This window comes from Weissella viridescens, from assembly GCF_001437355.1.
Lineage (GTDB): Bacteria > Bacillota > Bacilli > Lactobacillales > Lactobacillaceae > Weissella > Weissella viridescens.
Genome location: NZ_JQBM01000001.1, coordinates 482,376 through 506,280 on the forward strand (window position 1 = coordinate 482,376; position 23,905 = coordinate 506,280).

Genomic DNA, 23,905 nt, shown 5'->3' on the forward strand with positions numbered 1-23,905 from the left:
TGATTCAACGCAAAAACAAATAAAACGTCAACCGTTTAAAAAACATTACAATGATATTTCATTTAATCATAATTACAACAAGATTATTTGATTCAAATTAATTCGTTCATACTCGACTACTTTCATATCCAATCAGTCATTTAATTAATGGCTGATACTCTGAGTAAAATATTTTTTTCAGCTATGACCTCATCATTTAACTTGTATTCACGCGGTTTTCTTTAGAATTAGATTGGACTATAATGATAAAAAATTAACATTTAAGAAGGTTAATGACTATGGAGAACCCCACTCACCCTAAACCGTTACATCACACCCTCATTACGAATGGTGATCAAGGCCAAATGGTACAGGCTGTACGACAAAAAATTCAGGATTGGCAGTCGACCTACGCCAATGACATCTCTGGTAACATTTGGATTTATGAAGAAAATGATGCAACTCCCTATCTACAGGTCACTGATTTCAATAATCAAACAACGCTATTCAAAGACCTACAACCCATTCAAGCAAGCACTTTTTTAAATGACTTAGACCAAACCATGCAACAAAACTTTACGCAAAACCACTCTGACGTCAATCTTATTGTCATTGATGATTTTGAAAGCACCTCTTGGTCAGCTGATAAAGAAAATGTGTTACGTAAATTATTCACCCAAGGCGCTACACATAATGTATTCACCATCTTCATTAACAGTCCATATGCGGAGCTAACAAGAAACTACCGCGATAATTTTTTTGAAATTATTGATTTTTCAGATTAATAATTACCATCAAAAGGAGCATTTATGTCAAATAATTTAATTGAAGTTAACGTTAAAACACCTGATACAGCAACGCATATCGCCATCTCAACTCTGGGTACCGTTGGTGTTGTGGTGGCTGCACTAGCGGGTACCGCTTTGTTAGCACACATACAAAAAACACATTAGTATTTTATCATAAATCACTTTCTTTTTATTAGTAAAAGCGTTAAACTATATACTAATAACCGAGGGAGGTTAACCTAATGACTGAAAATAACAAAGAGACACAAGCAGAACTTAAAGAACGTCTAACAGATGAAGAATACGCCGTCACACAAAACGCCGCCACCGAACGCCCATTTAGTGGTAAATATGACGACTGGTGGGATGATGGTATTTTCGTTGACGTCGTCGATGGAACACCACTATTCAGTTCAACTGATAAGTATGATGCTGGATGTGGCTGGCCTTCATTCACACGACCAATTGATGATCATAATTTAGTAGAAGAAGCTGACTATAAGCTACTACGCGAACGCACTGAAGTCCGTTCAAAAAATGCTGATTCCCATCTTGGACATGTTTTCGATGATGGTCCAACCGATCAAGGTGGCTTACGTTACTGTATTAATTCAGCTGCACTTCGTTTCGTGCCTAAGGCAGATATGGAAGCAGAAGGTTACGGTAAGTACCTCCAACTTTTTGATAACTAATTAAAACAAAAGAGGCGTTACCCCATTACGGGGTAACGCCTCTTTTTAGATCAATCTATGTTTATTTTCCATTCTTCTTACGACGGAACGGCATAAACAATCCTAATGAAAGCATCAGCATACCAAAGGCTTCCAATAGGTGTGACGATGCAACACCCGTATTCGGTAGCGCTTTGCGAGCTTGATTCAAAATCGCATAAATTTCTTCATTTGAGTTTGCAGCATCAATTTGCTTCATTAACGCATCCTTGGTTTGGTTATCAAGACCAACCAATTGCTCAAGTTGATTCTTAACTTTACGCTTAGTTTCAGCCAAATCATCCTTTGGTGTCGTCGGATTAGCTGTCTCCTTTGAATCCGCTGGGTTCTTTGGTGCCACCGGTTTCTTTGGATTCAAGTCATCGTTTGAGCCATCTGGATTGACCGGCTTCTTTGGATCAGTAGGATCAGTAGGTTCGACTGGCTCCTTTGGATCTGTTGGGTCAGTCGGATCAACCGGTTCCTTTGGATCTGTTGGGTCAGTTGGATCAATAGGCTTAATTTCTTCAACCTTCTTGTCTACCTCATCCGTTGTCTTTGCGTCATCGATTTCCTTCTTGATTTCGTCCTTTTCTTTATCGCTTAAGTTAGGATTCTTATCAATTTCTTGCTTAGCTTCGTCCTTAGCGTCTTCTAAGTTCTTGTCGCCTTGCTTGTTGGCATCGTCAACTTCCTTTTCAACGTCATCCGTTGAAGTCTTGTCATCGATTTCCTTCTTGATTTCTTCCTTTTCTTCCTTAGACAAGTTCTCGTTAGCATCAACTTCCTTCTTGGCTTCTTCCTTAGCGTCTTCTAAGTTCTGATCGCCTTGCTTGTTTGCGTCATCAACCTTTGAATCGACTTCATCAAGCGTCTTTGATTCGTCAATGCCAGTATTAATCGCATCCTTTTCTTCATCGCTCAAGTTTGGATTTTGCTTAACTTCTTCCTTGGCAGCTTCCTTAGCATCTTCTAAGTTCTTGTCAGCTTGCTTGTTCGCTGCATCAACAATGCGATCAAGTTCATCCCCTGAAACAGCATCATCGATTTGCTTATCAAAGCCAGCTTTTTCTTCAGGCGTCAAGTTAGGTAGCTTATCAACCGCTTCCTTAGCCTTATCTTGAAGTTCCTTTAACTTATTCGCGTTAGAAATTTTTGCGTCATCAACAAGCTTGTCAACATCAACTAGGTTATCTGCGTCCTTAATCTTATCAAGAATCTCTTGTTTGGTTACATCATCAAGATTCTTCAAGCCATCAATAATATCCTTAGATGTTTCTTTACGGGCATCTAAGACAGCTTGATCATTCTTTTTTGCATCAGCAATGATTTGATCAATCGTTTCCTTGTCAGTCGCGGCATCAATGGCATCGCTAATATCTTGCTTGGTCTTATCATCAAGATTCTTCAAATCATCGATTTGAGGCTTAGCTGCATCTTTTTGACCTTGTAAGATATCTTGGGCCTTCGCATCGTCAAGAATGTCTTTAACTTCTTGGACCGTTTCAGCTGCATCAAGCTTGTCTTTCAGTTGTTGCTTGACGTCATCCTTAAGGCTTGGCAACTTATCAACTGTTCCCTTACCCGCATTAATGGCATCTTCCAAATTACCTGAGTCTTCAGCTTTCGCATCTGCCACAATTTGGTCGATTTCAGCAATATTATCAGATGCATCAATAGCATCCTTGATTTCTTGCTTACGAGCATCATCCAAATTAGGGAAGTTTTCAACACGATCCTTAGCAATTTCTTGGTGTTTCTTCAACTCAGTTTGATCTTCAAGCTTAGCATCTTCTACTAACTTGTCGATTTGTTCCTTCGTCAAAGCATCATCAATTCCTTGCAAAGCAGAATCGCGCGTTTCCTCACGCAAGTTTGGCAGCTTCTCGACAATTTCTTTAGCAGCATCCTTTTGACGTTGCAAAACATTAGCCGCAATCGCTTCTTTGACAATCGCATCAACTTCATCAATCGTTGCTGCTGCATCGATACGATCTTGGAAGCCCTTCTTACGAGAATCATCCAACTTATCCAAATCACCAACCGTTTGCTTACCGTTTGTTTGAGCACGCTTCAAGTTTTCTGCATCTTCAGTTTGCGCATCCGAAACCAACTTATCGACGTCAACAATCTTCGTTGCGTTTTTAATCGCCTCTTTGATGTTTTGCTTACGTGATTCGGAAATATTTGGCAAGGCATCAACAATAGCTGATCCGTTATCTTGACGAGCAACCAAGTTGGCTTGGTCTTCTGCCTTAGCATCTTCAACTAACTTATTGATAGTTACTTCATCTTGCGCCTTATCAATTGCTTCCTTAATGATTTGCTTACGTTCATCAGAGATATTTGCTAAGGCATCAACTACTTCCTTAGCAGCCTGCTTTTGTCCAAGCAACTTATCAAGTGCTTCCGCTTCTTCACGAATCTTCTTCACATCTTCAATCGTCGTAGCACCATTCACACGGTTTTGGAACTCTTGCTTCTGTGCATCACTCAAATTCGGCAATTGGCCGATAACATCGTTAGCTCGGTCTTGATTTTGCTTCAAAGTTTTAGCATCTTGGTCCTTGGCATTTTCCACCAAGGCATTAACATCAACAATCTTTTTCGCTTGATCAATTTGATCCTTAATCGCTTGCTTGGTTACTTCATCCAAATTTTGCAAAGCATCAACTGCTTCCTTACCCGCTTTTTGACTATCTGCGAGATTTCTTGCATCTTCAGCTTGTGCATCAGTTACAAGTTGATCGATTGCCGCCTTATCCTTAGCCCCATCGATGGTTGCATTGATTTCAGCCTTGCGTTCTGGTGTGATATTTTCTAACGCATCAACTGTTTCTTTCGCTACCTCTTTTTGTCCCTTCAAGGTATCCAAAGCCTTAGCATCAGCCACAATTTGGTCAACATCGACAATCTTCGTTGCATCAGCAATTTGATCGGTAAAGCGCTTCTTTTCATCAAGCGTCAAATGTTGCAATGCATTTACTGCTGCTTCAGCATCAGTCTGACTCTTCTTCAAGTTAGCTGCATCTTGAGCCTTAGCAGCGTCGGCAATTTCCTGAACATTTAATTCGGTCGTTGCATTTATGATATCTTGCTTCGCTTTATTCTTTGTTGCTTGATCAATATTTTGAAGTCCTTCGACAACACTAAGTGCTGCATCTTGAGCCTTAGCCAAATCAGCAATTTCAAGAATGCTTGATCCTAATGTACCATCAGCAATTTGTTGCTTGATTTTTTGCTTTGTCGCGTCGTCAAGGTTTGTCAAACTATCAACCGTAGCATTCGCTGAGTCCTTAGCATTTTGCAACAATTCAGCTTCTTTAGCATCAATGACATCATAAATTGCGTCCATCTGGGTAGCATTGATGGCATCATTCATCATATCCATGATTTTTTGGTAAATATCCAAATGCTCACCAATATTCTTAGCCTCATTTAACGCTTCAAGCACTGAACTTTGTTGACTATAATGTTCGGCATTATCAGCATCACGTGCAGCCTTTAGAGCATCTTCAATTTCCTTGGTCGTTTTCGCATTGTTAACATTGTTTGCGAAATAATCTTTACCATTCTTAACGTTTGGACGACCCGGACGGCCTGGGATTGAATTTTCATCAAGGAATCCCATATTCTTTATTTCTTCAAGTGCTGCTTCCTTTTTAAGTTGCAGCTCATTGTCATCAGATTTTGTCTTAGCTTCTGTCAAAATATCATCGATTTCTTGCAAAGAGGTTGCGCCATTAACTCGATCTTGGAACTCAATAACATCTGCATCACGCAAACCATTAAAGTCTTTCAATGTCTTGTTTGCTTCAATTTTCTTGTTACCAATTTGTGTGTCGAGATCCTTAAGCGCAATCACTTGATCGTTAATTGTCTTGGCATCTAGTGAGTCTTGTACAATCTGCTTAGCAGCATCTTTAGCGTCTTGGCTCACGTTCGTTAATGCATCGATTTGCTTAATTGATTCTTCTTTCAATTTCTTCAGATCGTTTTCTTGACGCAAACGTTCATTTTCAATGACCGCGTTCGACCAAATTTCAGAAACCTCATCTCCATTAACAGCAGCATCAATTTGACGGTTTAGTTCATCCTTATTCGTCAAATAGTTCATATCTGCAATCTTCTTTTTGGCTTCTTCCTTAGCTGCATCAAGTTGCTTTTGCACACGATTCATTTCGTCTTGCATTTGTGCATCTTTTAGAATTTTTTTCAATTCTGCCAAGTTCTCATCAGTCGGTTCAAGCAACTGATTGATCATTTCTTTAAAGTCCTTGTTCTCTAAATCAGTCAAGTCCTTCAAGTCATCGATTTGTTGGTTAGCCTTATCCTTCAACTCTTGGAATTCTTTTTCACGTTCAGCTTTGTGCGTAGCATCTAGTTGCTTAGCTTTATTAACAACCGTATTAACTTCTTCAATTGTCTTTCCGGCTTCGATTTGTGCAATGAAATCCTGCTTTTCTTCATCAGAAAGGTATTCCAGTTCGTTAACACTATTCTTACCAGCTTCTTTAGCTGCCTCTAATTGCTTTTGGACAATTAATTCAGCGTTACGTTTTGAAGCTTCAGTCGCAATAGCCTTAACTTCATCAATCGAAGTCGCTGCATCAACACGCTTTTTGAAATCAGCAGCTTCATCACCTAACTCAGCCATACCATTAATCGCTTCTTTAGCTTTATTTTTTGTTTCATCTAAAAGCTTTTGTTGACGGTTTGCTTCATCTTTTTCCCTAGCTTCAGTCAAGATACCTGTAATTTCTTTAACACTATTTGATTTGTTAACGCGATCAAGGAAATCGTTCTTTTCTTGAGCTGTTAAATCTTCTAATGCGTTGATTGCATCAGTGGCATCTTTTTTAGCAGCCTTGGTATCAGAATCACGCGCATCCGCTAAAATTTGTTCCAAGTCATCGGCTGTTGTCGCATTTTTAACACGGTCGTTGTATGCGTTACGATCAGTTTCTTTTGGTACAATTTCAATCAATAATTGGCCAACACCCTCTTGGGCTGCCGACAATGCTTGCTTATCATTTAGCTTCTTAACTTGTTCGAAATATGCATCCAACATTTCGTGCGTTAAATCGGCGCCATCAAGTGCATCTTCATAATTTTGCTTTTGCAAATCAGAAATACCTGGATAAGTTACCCCATCAACAGTCATTCCTGCCATATCAGCAATCTTTTGCTTAATTTCTTGTTTATGCTTGTTCAAAGCTTCTTTAGCTGCTTGTGATGCTTTCGCTTCGTCTAAGATGCCATTAACTTCATCAATCGTATCCGCAGCATCAATTCGCTCTTGATAACCATTGTGTTGCTTAGGCGTCAACAACTCTAGCGCTGGTAATTCCTTTTTAGCCGCATCTTTGGCCGCTTTTAAGTTAGCCGCGTCTTTTTGCTTTGCTTCATTTAAAGTATTACGAACGTCATCAATCTTCGTCGCTTGGTCTAAAGTTGATTTAAAATCATCTTTTTCCTGAATTTGTAAGTTAGGCAACTTATCAATTTGGGCTTTCGCATCTTCAATCGCATCTGCCAACGGCATCACTGTGATCTTACTTGCCCCAGTGACGAATGATACTGAATCAAGCTGAGCTTGATTAGCAGTCTCATTTGGATAGAAGGTATCGGCCGTCCCTCCACGGGTAATCAATTGTGCAAAGTAATTCTTATTGTTATTTTCCATCGTACCATCAACAACAAGCGACTTACTTGCCAAATCACCATCCTTTAAGAGTCCACCAACCTTCTTCCAAGTTGACTTATCATTTGGATCACCTTCATACCATTGTACCCAGTATCCATCAGTACCCTTCTTACCCCAGAGACCTCCAGTTCCGGCAATCGGTTCTTTAGTCATCGATTCATCAAATCCAACTAATGGAATGGTGATTTTATCACCTTCGTAACCCTTTTGGTCTTCAACACCAATGGTCACATTAACCGTTTCGCTGGTCACAACCTTGTTGTATCCTGCACCCAAATCCATTGTTGCTGTGATTTTAATTGAACCAACCTTGGCACGGTCATTGGTAACCGTAAATTCACCAGTAGTCGGATTAAAGTTTGTAACTAAGCCTTTTCCGCCATCATCATAAGACCAAGTCACCTTACCCTTGAAACCATTACTTGGCACACTGTCCAACTTAGGCTTTACAACAATTCCAGTCGCTTTAATTTCTTGAGCGTTTTGCCCTGCCTGTTTACCAATATCAGTCCCCGTCAATTGACCGTTGATGTAATCCTTACGAATGTTTGTAATCTTACCCTTGGTCACTGGGTTTTCAGTATACGCTTGAATTGCGACAACATTAGACCACACTTCATTGTAGGCTGATCCAATAATTGGCTTCCAATCAGCTTGTAATTGATAGTATTCGGTACCAACTGCACCTGGCTTAACCTCCAGGGTTTCTGAATTTGCACCCTTGATTGCAACCCAAGTACCATTTTGATACTTATACCATTGATAACGCTTTGACCCTGTTAAACCAATCACTTCACCAACCCAGGCTTTACCCATGATAGTTGTTGATGATTTTTGATCCAAGTTAATTCGTTGGTCAACTGGCTCACTATCAAAACCATAATGATCTTTACCAAAGATTCCACCTCGGACAGCGGGTCCAGACGGAGTTCCTTTACCAGCAGGCTTATTTGAAGTCGCCGCCTTCTGAACAACCTTCTTTTGTGGCGTGGTTGTCTTAGGTGCTTCAGTCTTCGTTTCAGGCGCAACTGGTTGTGGTGTTTCTACTTGTTGTTCTGGTTCAGCAGGCTTTGAGGTCTCAGTAACATCAGTTGACTGATCACCCTTATCGTCTGTTGTTGGTTGTTGCGGCTCTTCCGCTGGCTTCTCAGCTGGCACTTGTGGTTGCTCAGAATCGGTGGTTGCATCTGTTTGCTTTTCTTCAGTAGCTGAAGTATCCAAACTTGGCGCTGACTCATCCACTGGCGCTACTGGCGCGGTTTGATTTAAGACGCTTGGATCGACTGCTTCCCCATTCAGGGTCACGACATTACTCGTTGGTCCAACCTTACTGTCATCCTTCTTCTCTGATCCCGTTTCGTTCAAGTCATCTGCCGACGCATCAGATGTCGTTGCCGACATTCCCATTGCTGACGCAAACGCGAAAACTCCCGCAAAAACCCAATGCTTTCCAGCCTTATACATTGTAAAATGTTGTTTTGAATGTTCCATTTTGTTTCCCATTCTGCTCATATTATGCTATTTATTTTATTTTTATAAAAAAATGCCACTTGATTTAACTTCCCAATCCGTGGCCAATTTATATTATACCATTTAGCACAACTTCTGCCACTATAAATTGTATTTAATATTTATTTTTCTGATTGTTTTTTAAATTTATACAAATTGATAAATATAATTCACAAAATATAAAACAAGGACTGCTATAATCGTATTGTGAGAAAAAGATGTGATAAAAAATGTATTTTGTCATTAAAAAGAATTGATATACATGATATTAGAAAAGAAAATATAGAATTCTATTTAAATACATTATATATATCATCTCAAGGAAAGCCTTTATTCACCGCTATTTTAAGGGGAAAAATACGAAAAAAAAGCGAAACACAAGCCTGTGTTTCACTTCGTTATACATATTTTAAAATCGGTCTAGTTGACATCTTCAGGTAGTCGCTTCAAGCCAATTCCAGTCCAAGCTGAAATTAATGAGAAGATTGGTGATACCCATGCAAAAATCGCAAATAATGCAAAACTGGTGACAGGGACATTCAAAGTTTGTGCGGCAAAACTTCCCGCGACCCCCCACGGCACTAAGTAATTCATTACAGTCCCTGAATCTTCAAGGGTTCGACCAAGTGCTAATGGCGATAGCTTCACTCGCTTAAAGACTGGCTTCCAAAGTTGGCCCGGTAAAATCGTTGCCAAGTATTGTTCACCAATCATAAAGTTAGCCAAAATTCCGGTGATGATGGTTCCTGTTACAGCTGACGCCTGCGTCTTAACACGCTTAATGACTGGAGCCATAAAGTCTTGCAAGATATTCTCCTGCGAGAGCATCCCACCGAGCGCCAATGCTAACATAATAATGATGACCGTTGGCATCATTGACAACATACCTCCACGGTTAAGCAACGCTTGGATGGTTGGGTTGTCCGCAGAAGTTTTAAACCCATTCAGAATGGTATCACTCAAAGCCGTTAGCGAATGATTCATCAAGAAAATAAATGAAGAAAGTACGACATTGATCATTAATGTTGGGATGGCAGGAATTTTTGCCCATGCCATCACAAACAATAATACCAACAAAAGCAATGACCAAAAATTAGGTTGTAATTGATTTTGCAATGAAGTGATGGACGCCAAACTTGCCGTCGCATGGTTTTGTAAACCTAAAACCGTAAAAGCAACTAATGATACAACAAAGGCTGGAATCGTTGTCCACATTAAGTTCTTGATATGATCAAATAAATCAGTACCAGCAATCGAAGCAGCTAAGTTAGTTGAATCTGACAATGGTGAACTCTTATCGCCAAAAATTGCCCCAGAAATGATTGCTCCAGCCAGTACTGGCGCTGGAAATCCTAACGTCAAACCAACTCCCATCAAAGCAACTCCGACTGTGGCTATTGTCGTAAAGGCCGACCCAATTGCCGTTCCAATCAAAGCCGGAATCAAAAAGGCAGCTGGCAAAAACCATGTTGGATTAGCTAAGTTTAATCCGGTCCACAGTAACGTTGGAATCACGCCTACTGCCATCCACAGCCCAATCAACATCCCTATTAATAGGAATAAAAAGATTGGCGCCAGTCCTGTTTGGATCCCTGACAAGAGTTGGTTCTGCAAGTCATTCCATGAAAAATGGTTCAGCCGTCCAAAAATCATTGTCACCATAATTGCTGTAACCAATGGCACAAATGGTGGTAAGTGGAATTGAATAATACTTACGCCAAAAATAGCAAATAATAAAACCATCAAAAGTGTAACTGATATAAATCTGTGTTTGTTTTCCATAAGGATATCTCCATCTCATTTTTTAGTAACGTGTGTCTATGTGCTCCAATTAAATGTGATATCGAATCAAACCACCTGATGTTTCCTTTAGTTCAAATACCCCAATGTCCTTACCTCCTTAAAATAAAAAAAAGCCCCAACTATGCCTTAGCATAGTTGGGACGATATTAGTATCTACTAATCCGCGGTACCACCCAAAATTATATTCGACAAATAGACTTGCCAAATACCTCTTTGATACTACTATTCGCATGTAAATAATTCAGTAACTAAACCTGCGCCGCTCACAGCAATACACGACTTCTCTGACATACAATTTAGCTACCTACTGACTTAATGTAACCAATACTACTCAGCATTCTCTCATTTGTCAAACATTTTATGAAACTTTTTGAATCAAAGTGGTAAAAATGTCTGCCTTTTCGACATTTTTAGTTGGATATAACTTAACACTCGGCGTTTTCCCATCAATAAAGTCAGCATCAGTTTTTTGATCAAAAGCAACTTTCCCTGAGGCAATTACTTTATGCACTTGAAGGGGCGCAGCCACGTTTTTCTTAGGCATGATTGCCTTCACCGTTATTTCACCATCAGTTCGTTTTGTGAAATATTGTTGACCATCTTTCGTATCAAGGGCAACCTGTCCGTGATTACCAGCAGCATTGTCTATTTTAATTGTATGGTCAGTTTGCGGCGTTTGTGTTTTAGTCTGATTCTGCACCTGATCTAACACCGATAAAGTCTGATTGAAAATTTCTTGGCGCGGATGATCATTTGTATTCAAAACAACCGTAATTACTGGTTGTTGATTGAGCTTTCCATGTGTGACCAAATTCGACCCATTATTCGGTGTAAGCCCCGTTTTCAAACCATCGATTTGATACTTTTGATTACCCAACAATAAATTCGTATTTTTCAGAGTCATATTTGTCCCGTCGGGCAACGGAAAGTCAGCTTCCTTCTTCTGGGTATAGGTTAAAATTTGAGGATAGTCATCAACCAGATGCTTGGCAATCAACGCAATTTCACGTGCCGAAAATTTGTTCTCAGCACTTGGTGCAACAGAATTGTCTTCAAACGTTCCTAAATCACCATTCCGTAACCCTGAAGCTGAATACATTTTAGGATTTTTAATCCCCCAACTTGATAACAAGGTTTCAGCTTGACGGTAATAATCTTCTTGCGAACCAGCCACTAAATGAGCTAACTCCATGGCTGCTGCATTAGATGACTCGATCAAAGTTGCATCCAAAATTTGCGAGACTGTATACGTCCGGTTTGTCGTCATCGGCACATTTGCTACGCTGGCATCTTGACTAAACGCTGCAATGTCGGTCGGCACCTTCACTTTTTGGTCTAGTGCTAATTCGTGATTTTGAATTTTTTGTTCTAGCATGTATACCACGATTAATTTAGACACTGAAGCAACCGGTAAGCGCTCTCGCCCATTTTGATCGGCCAGTACTTGACCGGTGTTGGCTTGTATAACAACCGCAGAGCCCATATTAGTGTTGGGTGTCACCACCGCCGCCTGTACAACTTGTGCTGGCACCACTGCTAACCCAGCAACTAAGGCACTAATTTTTAAATACTTAAATAATTTCATTTGTGTCACTTCCTCTTCATGAGGATAGTATACAAAACTCCTGTCTAGTTTGTCTCAGATTCACCAAAATTTATGACTATGTTAATCATCATTTTGTGCTAAACCAACCTTCGTCATGGCTGAAATCATTGAACAGATGGGCGATGCCCATGCAAAGATCGCAAAGACAGTGAAATGCGTAACAGGAACGCCTAATGTCTGGGCGCAAAAGCTTCCCGCAACACCCCAAGGAACAAGATAATTGACAACAGTTCCAGAATCTTCAAGCGTCCGACTCAAGGCTACCGGCGCAAGGCCCAGACGTTTGAACGTTGGTTTCCATAGCTCACCTGGTAAAATCGTCGCCAAACATTTTTCACCAATCATAAAATTCGCTAAAATCCCCGTTAATAGCGTCCCAATAACCGCTTCAGCCTGCGTCCGAACTTGTTTAATAAGCGGCGCCATAAAATCTGCTAGAATCGCTTCTTCAGTTAGAATACCACCGAGTGCCAAAGCTAAGATAATGATTAAAACAGTCCCCATCATCGATAGCATGCCACCACGATTTAATAGATCCTGAACCATTGGATCACTTGAAGTGGTCTTAAACCCATCCATAATAACGTGATTTAACGTCATGACACTATTACTTTGCAGAAAAACGACTGCAGACGCTGTTACATTAATAAGTAAAGTTGGAATCGCCGGTATTTTAAGCCAAGCCGTTACAAACAACAGACCAATTAAAGTTAAACTCCACCATTGTGGTGTTAAATGCGATTGTAAACTCATCAAACTTTCAGCACTTGCTCCCGTGTGATGCATTAATCCCAAGCCGGTAAACCCAATCAACGATAATCCAAACGCGGGAATGGTTGTCCACATCATATTCTTAATGTGTTCAAACAACTCACTCCCTGCAATTGAAGCAGCTAAATTAGTCGACCCTGATAAGGGTGAACTTTTATCTCCAAAGATGGCCCCTGAAATAATAGCTCCTGCCAACATCGGCATCGGAATACCAAAGGTTGTCCCAATCCCCATTAACGCAACGCCAATCGTCGCAATCGTCGTAAATGATGATCCAATCGCGGTACCAATAACAGCACTAATCACGAAGGCGGCCGGTAAGAACCAGTCAGGTCGCGCCAACTGTAAACCACTCCACAATAGGGTCGAGATAACACCATCCCTCATCCATAAAGCAATAATCATGCCAATCAATAAAAATAGAAAAATAGGTGATAAACCAATCCGCACACCGGCTAAAAGTTGATTTTGAACAGATTGCCATGAGTACCCATTTAATCGCCCAAAAATCATCGTTATCATTAACCCTAATGTCAACGGCACATATGGTGCTAGTTTGAAGTAAATCATACCAACGCCAAATATCAACATTAATCCAACAATTAAAACTGTTACCGAAACAAATCTTCTCCGTTTTTGTTGCGTCATTTTTAATCCCCCACTAAATTTACCCAAATAAAAAATCCCAACTAGATTTAAGCCTAGTCGGGACGATGTTAACCGCGGTACCACCCAAAATTATATTGAATACGTTCAATATCACTTCATTCGATTTATTTATGAGTTTTATGGTTATATTTCGTATCCTAGACCTGCGCCGCTCCCAGCTATCCACGGCTTCTCTGACATACAATCAAGGATCTTACTGTCATTTATGAGGTTAACTCTAATCTTATTTTAATGTATTGTCAAGAAAAAAAGCAGTCCCAATTTAAGGACTGCTCATTCATTAATCATTTACTGAGATAAAACGCACTTCATCTGCTACATAATCTTTGTCTTGGGCGGGCGCTTCAATTGAACCAAACACGAATTGCGCACGCAAACGCCAATTTTCTGGAACATTGAAGGCAACTCGAACATCTTCATCAATCAATGGGTTGTAGTGTTGCAAATTACCACCCAAACCGTGCTCACGCGCTGTCAACCAGAGTGAGTATGAAACGATACCAATCGCTTGTTCTGACCAATCATAGAAATTAGCTGCATAAGTTGGTACATCTGTTTCCAGTTGCTTCACAACATCTGTATCTGTAAACAACAAGACTGTTCCATAAGCATTTTTAAAGCCATTTAATTTGGCCAAGGTTCCCTCAAAAGCTTCCGGATCGGAAACGACCTGACGCATGCGTTCAATGACCATATCCCACAAAGCCTCATGTTGGTCACCAAAGGCAAATACAGCGCGAACAGTTTGGCTATTAAAAGCACTTGGCGTTTCTCGAATTGTATCTTTGAACATTTGTTCTAATTCAGCATAGGTGTACGGCACATCATGCCCCAATGCATAAAATGAACGACGAGCTGTTTGCAATTCTAATAATGAGTTAAATTCTTCCATGATAAATACTCCCTTTTCAAATAACGTGACTAACACCTTACAAAAAGTAAGTATACATCACCACAAAAAGTAAGTAAAGGATTTATCGCTTTTTATGCCTCAAAATCATACACGTCTGCATACCGAGCTCGTTGCAAATCCAACCAGTATTGCGGATTCAACGCTTCACCCGTTGCAGCTTCCAACACTTCTGCTGGTGTCTTAGAAGCACCATATTGCCAAACATGTTCACGACGCCATTCAAAAATCGGTTTGATATCACCTTCAGCCAATAGCGCTTCAACGTTAAAGTCATTGTGCATGGCATGATAGAACTGAGCAGCATACAAGTGCCCCAATGCATATGATGGGAAATAACCAAAGTCACCACTAGCCCAGTGAATATCTTGCAAAATACCATTGACCGCTGTGTCTGGTCGAATTCCCAAATATTCTTCATACTTACTATTCCACAACGACTCAAGATCATCAACATTATAGTCGTCATTAAAAATAGCCTTTTCAATTTCATAACGAATAATAATATGTAGTGGATATGTGATTGGATCAGCTTCTGTTCGAATTAAGGTTGGCTTCGTAATCATCCACCCCTTAAAGAAACGGGCAAAATCAACGTCATCTAAGCGACCATCAACTGCTTTTTGCAAAATTGGATATTCATGTGACCAGAAATCTTTTGATCGTCCAATCATCACTTCATTGAAAAGCGATTGCGACTCATGAATACTCATTGCAATCCCCTTATTGAACGGTGTATAGTCCCACTTAGCCGCAACATTCTGTGCGAAAAGTCCATGCCCTGCCTCATGATAAATGCCAAGCACCGCCATTTGGAAGTCCGTGGCTGACCAACGTGTTGTAATTCGGGCATCATCACGATTTAAATCTTGCATAAAGGGATGAATCGTATCATCAAGACGACCTTTTTTAGCGTCATACGTTGCGCTGCATCCCAAACATATGCGCGCTGTAATTCAATCGGAATTTCGCGTGACAAGAAATCACTTTCAGGTTCAGTCCCTTGCGTTTGAATATCATGTTGCAGGTCCATAATCCCATTTTTTAGAGCCTCAAAGACATCATCTAGTTTAGCAACAGTTAAACCAGGTTCAAATTGATTTAACAAAACATCGTACGGCGTTGCTTCATCTTTTCGCCAGTATGAAATAAAACGTTTCTTAGTTGCAATTAGTTCCTTTAATGCCGGTGCAAATAGTTGATAATCATCAGCTTCACGTGCTTTTGTCCAAGCATCTTGACCAGCCGAACTCAATTTTCCAAAGGCGGTATACTCATCTTCAGGAATTGCAGCCACTTCCTCGTAATCAGTGACATAACGATCAAATAATTTTTGTTCATCATCTGTTAACAAATCACGATGCTGCTTAAAATAGGCAACTAATTCAGCTGCTTCAGTTCCGGTAGCAACTTGGAAATACTTCGAACTTAAATAACTCACCAACTCTGCTCAAAAATCACCTGCTGCGACAGGCATTCCAGTTAATTGATCCCATTCTGCCAATGCCAAACTTTCCTCAATTAAAGCCTGTTCTTTCATGTTGGCCCGTAAATCAGCCCCAGTAAATTCAGTCATACCGTCACTCCTTTTCTAATCTCATTGTTTTTTAATATTTTACACCAATCTACAAAAAAAAGCACAAAATGTGCTTTTATTACTTATTTATTAACGTAATAGCGACTGAATAATCCAAAAATGATTGTCCAAGCCAGCCCGGCATAAGCCGCAATACGGTCCGTTGGCGTTATGAATAGTAACGCAAAAATAAAGATGAAGAACAGGATTGTTGCTGGACTTGTCACCCGATAAAACGGCATTTTAAATCCGTCGGGTAAAAAGTCAGAACTTTTCCGATAATGACGGTGCGCAATCATAATTAATGTATAGATCACCAATGTAATTGCTGCAGTAGCAGAAGCAAAAAAGTTAAAGGCAGATGATAAGGCTGGTATAAAATTAACCACTGGCGTAGCACAAATTAATCCTGCCGAGAACAAAATTGCCCGAGCTGGAATAGCTGTCTTTGAAAGCTTGGCAAAATAGCGCTCTAGTGGTCCGTCATTTTCTTTTGAAAGTGCGAAAATATCACGTCCCGCTGAATAGATAAGCGTATTTAACGCAGACAAAGCTGCCGTCAAAACAACGAAGTTCATCAGTGCTGCGGCACCATGTAAGCCAATTAACTGAAATACCATCACAAACGGACTTTCATTTGCTGGAAGGTAACGCCAATTACAAATAGCCATAATAATCGCCAAGGCACCCACGTAAAAAATCATAATACGAACTAACACTGTATTAATTACTTTGGGAATAACTACCTTTGGATCAACTGTTTCTGCTGACATCAAGCCAACGAATTCGATTCCAACGAAAGAGAAAAAGACCATTGGGAATGCTTTTAGAAAGTCAACTGAACCATTTGGGAAGAATTGAAAGCCATCCGTAATATTTTTAAAACTTACCGTTCCACCATGAATTCCCGGCATTTTAAATCCTGTTACAATCATGAATAATCCAATCGCAATCACCATTAATATGGCAATTATTTTGATTGAGGCAAACCAAAATTCAGCTTCACCAAAGAAGCGCACGGCTGTTAAATTCAGAATAATTAAAATAGCCATTATGGCTAACTCCATCTTCCAAGCTGCAATATGGGGTAACCAATACTGTAAGTATTGACCAATCGCTGTCAATTCAGCCATGGCTGGTAAAATTAGCGTAATCCAATATGACCATCCCACAAAGTAACCCGTCTCACGATTGATGTACTTTGAGACAACGCTAACAAATGAACTGGATTTTGGATCGACGTATAACATTTCACCAATTGCCCGCATCATGAAAAATAAAAAAGCACCAGTAATCATATAGATTAACAAGACTGATGGTCCCGTTAAATTGATTGTGTCACCCGCCCCTAAAAAGAGACCGGTTCCAATCGTCCCACCAATCGCCATCATTTGGACATGTCGTTGTGTTAAGCCACGAGATAGTTCGGTTGGCTTTGTTGTTGTTTCTGTCATTTCGTCCACCTCATCTTCATTTCAATACAGATAACTTTAACACAACTATGTATATTTTTACAATAAAAACATTTTTTATGCACTAAAAATGAATACACCAATGACTGAAGACAAAAAAAGAGACATGCCTAAGCATGTCTCTCCACAAATAAATATCTAAATAATTAGATTAGTTGTTTCCAAACTTAGCTACTAACCATGAAACAACAACCACAACTACAACCGCACCAATAATTGATGGGAAGATAGCCATACCTGCCATGTGAGGTCCCCATGAACCCAACAACTTTTCACCAAGCCATGATCCAACTAAACCAGCTGCAATGTTGGCAATCCAACCCATTGAAGCACCCTTACTTGTAAGCGCACCACCAATAGCACCAATAACTGCACCAATAATAAGTTCCCAAATTAAACTAAACATATCTAACTCCTACCTTTTCTAATTACTTGTCAAACTTTTCTTTAACGTCATCAACAACATCAGTTGCCTTATCAGCTACGTTTCCAGCAACTTCGCTTGCCTTTTCCTTAGCATCGCCAAACAATCCCTTGGCCTTACCTGCAAGACCTTGGGCCTTACCTTCAGCTTCAGTTTGCTTGTCGCCAGTAACGTTTCCAGCAACTTCCTTTGCCTTACCTGCTACTTCGTCGGTCTTACCCTTAACTTGATCTTCTAAACTCATAATACTACCCTCTCTTTCATTTATTGATTATTATTATATCGGGTACATTTAAAAAAAGAAAGCCTTTTTTCATTTTTTAAATGCAAATATTCATAATTGACATAATATTTATATTAATTCATCCAATGCATAAGTAACAAATTAGCGTTATGCATAGTAGGTATCTTGGTACGTGCGCACAATGTTTATCGTACAGAAAACGCCCACACACTAGCGCTTTAACGTAACAACATCAGAAAATTCCTTTGCCATCCGCATTGACTCGACGTATTTATATTCAGGTCATACTAGCATTACCAATGCCTAAACTTTAGTGTGCAATTTGTGTATTAATCTTTTGAACATTTATTCCTGCCCGCTTCAACGTCAATGCCATTAACCTTTAGAACCTCTTTCATTTTGATTAATTCATCATTCAAAGCTTGAACTTGAACGGTTAATCGATTGTTTTCTCGATGTAATTTTGCATTTTCTTCGATAATTTTTTCGATATAGTAGTCTTCCACACTCTGTTGTTGTTGTTTACATCCTAAATACCATGCACTTAATGGTGCGACAATAACTGCAATTCCCGAAAAAAAACTTTTCCAATCTATTGAATCCATTAACAATTACCTCCTTTTCCAAGTCCTCCATTCCTATCCTTGAACTAAAAAACTACATCGCCTTGTCAAACACACCGACAAACTAGGTCTCAAACTGTATTAGACAAAAAATACCAACTAATGTACGGCTTCACCTAACATTGCATATATAAATGAAACACCATCACTTTAACATTGTCCTCAAACATAAAACGGGCATCATAAATCCACTTGTTGGCATTTTACTTTTAAGGCATCACGCCAACGCCGTGGTGTTCGTTCATCCACATAATGGAGTTGGGCAATCATCTCCCACCCCATTCGGTTACGGTAACGTTGATTAAACACTTCTTTATGTTCACGATCAAACGTATCAACACACGCTTTAATTTTAGCCCGCTGTTCTTGTAACGCATTTAACTTCTCGTCTTGTTCAATCCGAACCAGCGTATTTTCAAAGACATTTGAATACTTATTTTACGCCCGACCCCCGCCAATATTTTCATCTTTTTTTGAATTATTTTGGCGTAACTCATGTTCACGCATTTTTATTTCCAAATCTAATCCACCTGTAAAATATCGCTCTAATAATTTATCAATCCGATCTGCCATTAAAAACGCCTCCTACTTTTTCTCTTCATTAGCCAAATCATTTTGTGTAATTTATCTATAATATTTGACTAAAATTACACTACAGTGTACCATTGAGGTACAGTAAAAATCACAGTTCTTTGCGTCATCACGACTATTCTGTCGAACAGACTAACTGCGTTGCCTTAACGATATATCTATCTTATTACACAACGGTGTAATAAGTCAATATTATAGTACACTTTTGTGTACTTTACATCCAAATAAAGAAAGGACACTACCATGAGTACCTTTGAAAACATTAAGCGTGTCGCGAATGAACGCGGGCTTTCACTCAAACAAACTGCTCTGAAAGCCGGACTATCTGAAAACGCGCTATATCGATATAACCAAGGGGTTGAGCCAAAATACGACACCATTAAAAAGGTTGCGGATGCACTGGGCGTATCCGTCGATTATCTTGCCGGAGATACCTCAACACCAACTCCAGTTAAATCACATAACGCTCAACCTGTAGAGCTCGATCAAGTTTTATCGGAAGAAGGCATGGCTATGTTTGATGGGCAGCCACTGTCAGACGACTATAAAAAGGCGCTTCTTACAATGCTAAACGGATTGAAAGATAGCGGGCAATAGCCTATGCACGAAGAATTATTCGCTGCGCTGTTAAAAGTTGCGGATGCCTCAGACATTTCCATCAAAGAGGTTAGCGGCACCAGCAACGACCCTGACGTCGCTTTTTGTCGTCAAAAGGTGATCAACTTAAATCATAATTATCAATCATCGATTAGTGTTGCATTTCGTCTTGCTCATGAAATTTGTCATATTCAATTTTCACAGCCCTCCTTCTTGTACACTTTTTCACCGTACATTAAGAATAAGGTTGAACGTGAAACTAATGCACATGCTATCCGTATGATTGCACACCTAGTTTATGGCGATACGCCAAATGAATACCGCAATTGGTCCGACTTCATGAATGAGTTTGGTTTACCAAGCTGGTTTGAACCACTCGTCAAAGAGATTATTTATGACTGAGTTCCTAGACCAAAACAAATCCCCTCAACACCCTTACTGAAACGGAGTTACACACATGCATAAATACTGGGCAACATGGCTTATCGCTGGCTGCATTTTAATTGGAGCAGCAGGTTTCGGATCATATGAATACATTTACTCACAGGATACCAAAAAAGCCGAAATCGCTTCGTCAAAGTCAAAAAAATCTTCACAAGAGAAACAAAAATCAGTCTCCCATGCGAAAGCAAAATCTAAGCAGTCAGCAAAAAAGAAATCTGAAACAAGCACTTCGACTGAAGGAAGCTCCCATCAAGTCACAGCGACAAGCACTTCAACTAGTTCCGTTCAATCTGACGCAGCTTCAATGGATGTTGCAACATTTATTGGAAAGTACGGCATGACTTATGCCCGTTATCTTAGAGAACATGATGGGATGAGTGTCGCTCAATCATTGCAAACTGCCAGTTCAATTGGCGCAGGTATGACAAGTGGTGAGATGCAAAATATGTATGGTTTGGAACAAGGTCGTTTAACTGAGACCGCAGATGGTAAATTAGTTGAAACAGACGCGACTAACGAAACAGATGACTCCACCTATGCGGAAAAGGCTCGCACACCAAATGCCGATTTCACTTTAGAAGATGGTACCCACATTCATAATGATGCGAATGGTGATTCATTTGATGAAAAAGGACAAAAAATCGGAAAAGGCGACTAAAATTAATTTCATCGTACTATATTTACACAGACTTGAGCATGTCTTAAAAAGGCTCTTTTTTTATATAAAATTAACTCAAATCGGCTTGAAGTATGCTAGATTTCTTTTATACTTCAGAACATTTTTGACCCCTTACATTCGAATTGCCCACTTTCTAGGTGATAATCATGAACAAAATTATTACACTAGGGTCTTAAAATTAATTCTTCAAGTGATCCATGCGAAAAGAATCACCTTTCACGGATTTAGTCACACACACGCTAGTTATCTAATCAAAAACGGTGTCGACATTGCCTATGTAAGTGAGCGACTAAGACACAATAATGTATCTATCACAGAAAAAACCTACTTTCACCTTCTAAAAGACAAACGTGAATCAGAGGACGAAAAAACGCTGAATTTATTCATTTCATAGTGTAGGTTTTGCGCAGAATTTGCGCAAAATAAAAATAAAAAAATTCAATTGAGCAGAATTTTCACAAAATTTTATATACTTTTACTTACTCAAGTTTACCTTTTTAAACAAAACAAAAACGCTGATACAACGGCGTTTATACCGTCATACCAGCGTTTATGAGAAAGTATGATTACTTCAAACCATACTTCTTGTTGAACTTGTTCACAGCTCCATCGGCAGTAGTAAACTTTTGCTTACCAGTGTAGAAAGGATGTGAATCTGAAGTGATTTCAACACGAATCATTGGGTAAGTGTTACCCTCGTATTCAACTGTTTCGTCTGATGTACGAGTTGAACCAGTCAAAAGCTTGTAACCAGTAGTTGAGTCAACGAATACCACTTGGTGGTATTCTGGATGAATATTAGGCTTCATTATCAATTTCTCCTTATCGCCCTAGCACCTAAATGCTAGAGTCAGTTTTCTATTTAAGTTAACTGAATTATAATACCATATTTTTAAAACTTTTGGTAGTCCAGAATTGTTTTTCTGGATAAATTTCAGCTATTTTTCGTCAGATTCTTCGGCACTCATAACGGCCATAAAGGCTTCCTGCGGAACATCAACCGAACCGACTGACTTCATACGCTTCTTACCCTTCTTTTGCTTATCAAGCAACTTGGCCCGTCGATCTGGATCTCCAGTGTGAATCTTTGAGGTAACATCCTTACGGTAGGCTTTAACCGTTGAACGCGCAATAATCTTTGAACCAATTGCTGCCTGAATCGGCACTTCGAAGTTACGACGTGGGATAATATCCTTTAGCTTTGAGGTAATTAGACGACCACGTGATTGTGCGAAGTCACGATGCACGATAAAACTTAGCGCATCGACCTTATCACCATTCAACAAAATATCGACCTTGACCAAATCAGATGGACGGTATCCCGCCAAATCATAGTCTAATGATGCGTAACCACGTGTTGATGACTTCAATTTATCGAAGAAATCAAAGATAATTTCAGAGAGCGGCATAAAGTATTTGACGTTGACACGTTGCTTGTCCAAATACTCCATTGTATCGAACTCGCCTCGCTTACTTTGTGCCAATTCCATAACCGTTCCCACGTAATCATTTGGTACCATAATTTGCGCAGCAACGTATGGTTCTTCAATGCTCTTAATTTCGGCAGCATCAGGCATTTCTGCCGGATTAGAAACTTCAACCATTTCACCGTCAGTCTTATACGCATGGTACGTTACAGATGGTGCGGTAGTAATCAAATCAAGATCGAATTCTCGTTCCAAACGTTCTTGAATAACATCCATGTGCAATAAGCCTAAGAATCCGGTACGGAATCCAAATCCAAGCGCTTGCGACGTCTCAGGCTTAAATTCAAGCGACGCATCGTTTAATTGTAGCTTTTCCAAAGCTTCCCGCAAATCGTTATAACGTGCGTTATCTGTTGGATAAAGACCAGAATAAACCATTGGTGTCATTGGCTGGTATCCAGGTAGTGGTTCAGCCGCGGGATTATCAATCGTTGTAATCGTATCACCAGGACGTGCATCACGAATACTCTTGATTGAGGCAGCAACATAACCAATATCACCCGCCATTAAATATTCACGTTTAATTGGCTTAGGAGAATTGATACCAACTTCGGTAACTTCATACTCAGCACCGGAGTTCATAAAGCGAATCTTATCTCCAGGCTTCATAACGCCTTCACGAACACGAACTGTTAAGATAACACCCTTGTATGAATCATAGGCTGAATCAAAGATAAGCGCTTGTAACGGTGCCTCAAGGTCACCTTCAGGCGCTGGCAGCTTCGAAACAATTTGGTCCAACAATTCTGGAATGCCAATTCCCTCTTTTGCAGAAGCCATAACAGCATCGGAAGCATCAATTCCAATATCTTCTTCAATTTCCTCACGAACACGTTCAGGATCTGCAGCGGGTAAATCGATCTTGTTGATAACTGGAATGATTTCAAGATCATTTTCAATGGCCAAATAAACATTAGCCAAAGTTTGTGCTTCAACACCCTGCGCAGCATCAACAACTAAAATTGCACCGTCAACAGCCGCCAACGAACGTGAAACCTCATATGAGAAATCGACGTGACCTGGTGTATCAACTAAATGAAAGATGTATGTTTCACCATCCGGGGCCTCATAGTGAGCCTCGACTGAGTTCATTTTAATTGTAATGCCACGTTCACGTTCAAGATCCATTGTATCTAATAATTGATTTTGCATATCACGTTCTGCAACTGTATGCGTTGATTCCAAGATACGATCGGAAATTGTCGATTTTCCATGATCAATATGGGCAACGATACTAAAATTACGGATACGTGATTGGCGCGCTTTCATTTCTTCTAAATCCATTTTTTATGCGCTCCTTCAGTTTAAATTTTATT

The 23,905-nt window shown here is 39.8% G+C and carries 21 protein-coding genes and 1 pseudogene; 7 read left to right on the forward strand and 15 right to left on the reverse strand.

Translation table 11 applies throughout. The features are described 5' to 3' along the window. Nucleotides 1-278: 278 nt before the first annotated feature. The 3 genes from IV50_RS02340 (at nucleotide 279) to msrB (ending at nucleotide 1,459) form a co-directional block, all read left to right on the forward strand. Nucleotides 279-764, forward strand: a complete 486-nt coding sequence (locus IV50_RS02340; protein ID WP_057744490.1) for a hypothetical protein — start codon at nucleotides 279-281, stop codon at nucleotides 762-764. A gap of 24 nt (nucleotides 765-788) precedes the next feature. Continuing rightward, nucleotides 789-932 carry a hypothetical protein gene (locus IV50_RS07810; RefSeq protein ID WP_156405008.1) on the forward strand — a complete coding sequence of 48 codons (144 nt, stop codon included), beginning with the start codon at nucleotides 789-791 and terminating at the stop codon, nucleotides 930-932. A 77-nt stretch (nucleotides 933-1,009) separates the two neighbouring features. Then, nucleotides 1,010-1,459 (forward strand): peptide-methionine (R)-S-oxide reductase MsrB, encoded by a 450-nt coding sequence (msrB, locus tag IV50_RS02345; protein ID WP_057744493.1) that lies wholly within the window; start codon nucleotides 1,010-1,012, stop codon nucleotides 1,457-1,459. Nucleotides 1,460-1,520: 61 nt separating this feature from the next. Here the strand turns inward: msrB and IV50_RS02350 are convergent, their stop codons facing one another. The 13 genes and pseudogenes from IV50_RS02350 to IV50_RS07815 form a co-directional block, all read right to left on the reverse strand. Beyond that, nucleotides 1,521-8,675 carry a KxYKxGKxW signal peptide domain-containing protein gene (locus IV50_RS02350; RefSeq protein WP_162259497.1) on the reverse strand — a complete coding sequence of 2,385 codons (7,155 nt, stop codon included), beginning with the start codon at nucleotides 8,673-8,675 and terminating at the stop codon, nucleotides 1,521-1,523. Nucleotides 8,676-9,113: 438 nt separating this feature from the next. Further along, on the reverse strand, nucleotides 9,114-10,475 hold the full coding sequence (gene nhaC / locus IV50_RS02355) for a Na+/H+ antiporter NhaC (protein WP_057744497.1): 1,362 nt from the start codon (nucleotides 10,473-10,475) through the stop codon (nucleotides 9,114-9,116). A 379-nt stretch (nucleotides 10,476-10,854) separates the two neighbouring features. Continuing rightward, nucleotides 10,855-12,081: a D-alanyl-D-alanine carboxypeptidase family protein gene (locus tag IV50_RS02360; protein ID WP_057744499.1), complete on the reverse strand. Its 1,227-nt coding sequence runs from the start codon at nucleotides 12,079-12,081 to the stop codon at nucleotides 10,855-10,857. An 81-nt stretch (nucleotides 12,082-12,162) separates the two neighbouring features. Further along, nucleotides 12,163-13,521, reverse strand: coding sequence for a Na+/H+ antiporter NhaC family protein (locus IV50_RS02365; RefSeq protein WP_057744502.1), 1,359 nt, complete (start codon nucleotides 13,519-13,521; stop codon nucleotides 12,163-12,165). 301 nt (nucleotides 13,522-13,822) lie between these two features. Further along, complete coding sequence (locus IV50_RS02370; protein ID WP_057744505.1) at nucleotides 13,823-14,434, reverse strand: nitroreductase family protein; 612 nt, start codon at nucleotides 14,432-14,434, stop codon at nucleotides 13,823-13,825. A 92-nt stretch (nucleotides 14,435-14,526) separates the two neighbouring features. Then, nucleotides 14,527-15,893, reverse strand: a pseudogene (locus IV50_RS08050) (carboxypeptidase M32). A 9-nt stretch (nucleotides 15,894-15,902) separates the two neighbouring features. Next, nucleotides 15,903-16,028, reverse strand: a complete 126-nt coding sequence (locus tag IV50_RS08010) for a hypothetical protein (protein WP_258311511.1) — start codon at nucleotides 16,026-16,028, stop codon at nucleotides 15,903-15,905. Nucleotides 16,029-16,111: 83 nt separating this feature from the next. Beyond that, nucleotides 16,112-17,482 (reverse strand): amino acid permease, encoded by a 1,371-nt coding sequence (locus IV50_RS02380; protein WP_057744508.1) that lies wholly within the window; start codon nucleotides 17,480-17,482, stop codon nucleotides 16,112-16,114. A 169-nt stretch (nucleotides 17,483-17,651) separates the two neighbouring features. Continuing rightward, nucleotides 17,652-17,906 carry a GlsB/YeaQ/YmgE family stress response membrane protein gene (locus IV50_RS02385; RefSeq protein WP_057744511.1) on the reverse strand — a complete coding sequence of 85 codons (255 nt, stop codon included), beginning with the start codon at nucleotides 17,904-17,906 and terminating at the stop codon, nucleotides 17,652-17,654. A 22-nt stretch (nucleotides 17,907-17,928) separates the two neighbouring features. Next, nucleotides 17,929-18,168 carry a CsbD family protein gene (locus IV50_RS02390; protein ID WP_057744514.1) on the reverse strand — a complete coding sequence of 80 codons (240 nt, stop codon included), beginning with the start codon at nucleotides 18,166-18,168 and terminating at the stop codon, nucleotides 17,929-17,931. Nucleotides 18,169-18,497: 329 nt separating this feature from the next. Further along, a complete protein-coding gene (locus IV50_RS02395; protein WP_057744519.1) occupies nucleotides 18,498-18,773 on the reverse strand; it encodes a hypothetical protein in 276 nt (91 codons plus the stop codon). A gap of 198 nt (nucleotides 18,774-18,971) precedes the next feature. Next, nucleotides 18,972-19,100, reverse strand: a complete 129-nt coding sequence (locus IV50_RS08015) for a hypothetical protein (RefSeq protein ID WP_258311510.1) — start codon at nucleotides 19,098-19,100, stop codon at nucleotides 18,972-18,974. Between the two features lie 129 nt (nucleotides 19,101-19,229). Beyond that, nucleotides 19,230-19,364 (reverse strand): DUF722 domain-containing protein, encoded by a 135-nt coding sequence (locus IV50_RS07815; RefSeq protein WP_141324978.1) that lies wholly within the window; start codon nucleotides 19,362-19,364, stop codon nucleotides 19,230-19,232. Between the two features lie 261 nt (nucleotides 19,365-19,625). Here IV50_RS07815 and IV50_RS02400 point away from each other — a divergent pair, with 261 nt between their 5' ends. Genes IV50_RS02400 through IV50_RS08055 form a run of 4 tightly spaced genes read left to right on the forward strand, consistent with a single transcriptional unit; the run spans nucleotide 19,626 to nucleotide 21,496 of the window. Further along, nucleotides 19,626-19,979, forward strand: coding sequence for a helix-turn-helix domain-containing protein (locus tag IV50_RS02400; RefSeq protein ID WP_057744522.1), 354 nt, complete (start codon nucleotides 19,626-19,628; stop codon nucleotides 19,977-19,979). A gap of 3 nt (nucleotides 19,980-19,982) precedes the next feature. Continuing rightward, entirely contained in the window at nucleotides 19,983-20,381 is a 399-nt protein-coding gene (locus IV50_RS02405) for an ImmA/IrrE family metallo-endopeptidase (protein ID WP_057744526.1), read from the forward strand. A gap of 55 nt (nucleotides 20,382-20,436) precedes the next feature. After that, nucleotides 20,437-21,081 carry a hypothetical protein gene (locus tag IV50_RS02410; protein WP_057744529.1) on the forward strand — a complete coding sequence of 215 codons (645 nt, stop codon included), beginning with the start codon at nucleotides 20,437-20,439 and terminating at the stop codon, nucleotides 21,079-21,081. After that, a complete protein-coding gene (locus tag IV50_RS08055; RefSeq protein ID WP_057744533.1) occupies nucleotides 21,047-21,496 on the forward strand; it encodes a tyrosine-type recombinase/integrase in 450 nt (149 codons plus the stop codon). The genes IV50_RS02410 and IV50_RS08055 overlap by 35 nt, the downstream gene beginning before the upstream one ends. Nucleotides 21,497-21,668: 172 nt before the next feature. Here the strand turns inward: IV50_RS08055 and IV50_RS02420 are convergent, their stop codons facing one another. Both IV50_RS02420 and lepA read right to left on the reverse strand, forming a co-directional pair. Beyond that, nucleotides 21,669-21,911, reverse strand: a complete 243-nt coding sequence (locus IV50_RS02420; protein WP_057744535.1) for a type B 50S ribosomal protein L31 — start codon at nucleotides 21,909-21,911, stop codon at nucleotides 21,669-21,671. Between the two features lie 129 nt (nucleotides 21,912-22,040). Beyond that, complete coding sequence (lepA, locus tag IV50_RS02425) at nucleotides 22,041-23,873, reverse strand: translation elongation factor 4 (protein WP_057744538.1); 1,833 nt, start codon at nucleotides 23,871-23,873, stop codon at nucleotides 22,041-22,043. Between the last annotated feature and the right edge of the window lie 32 nt (nucleotides 23,874-23,905).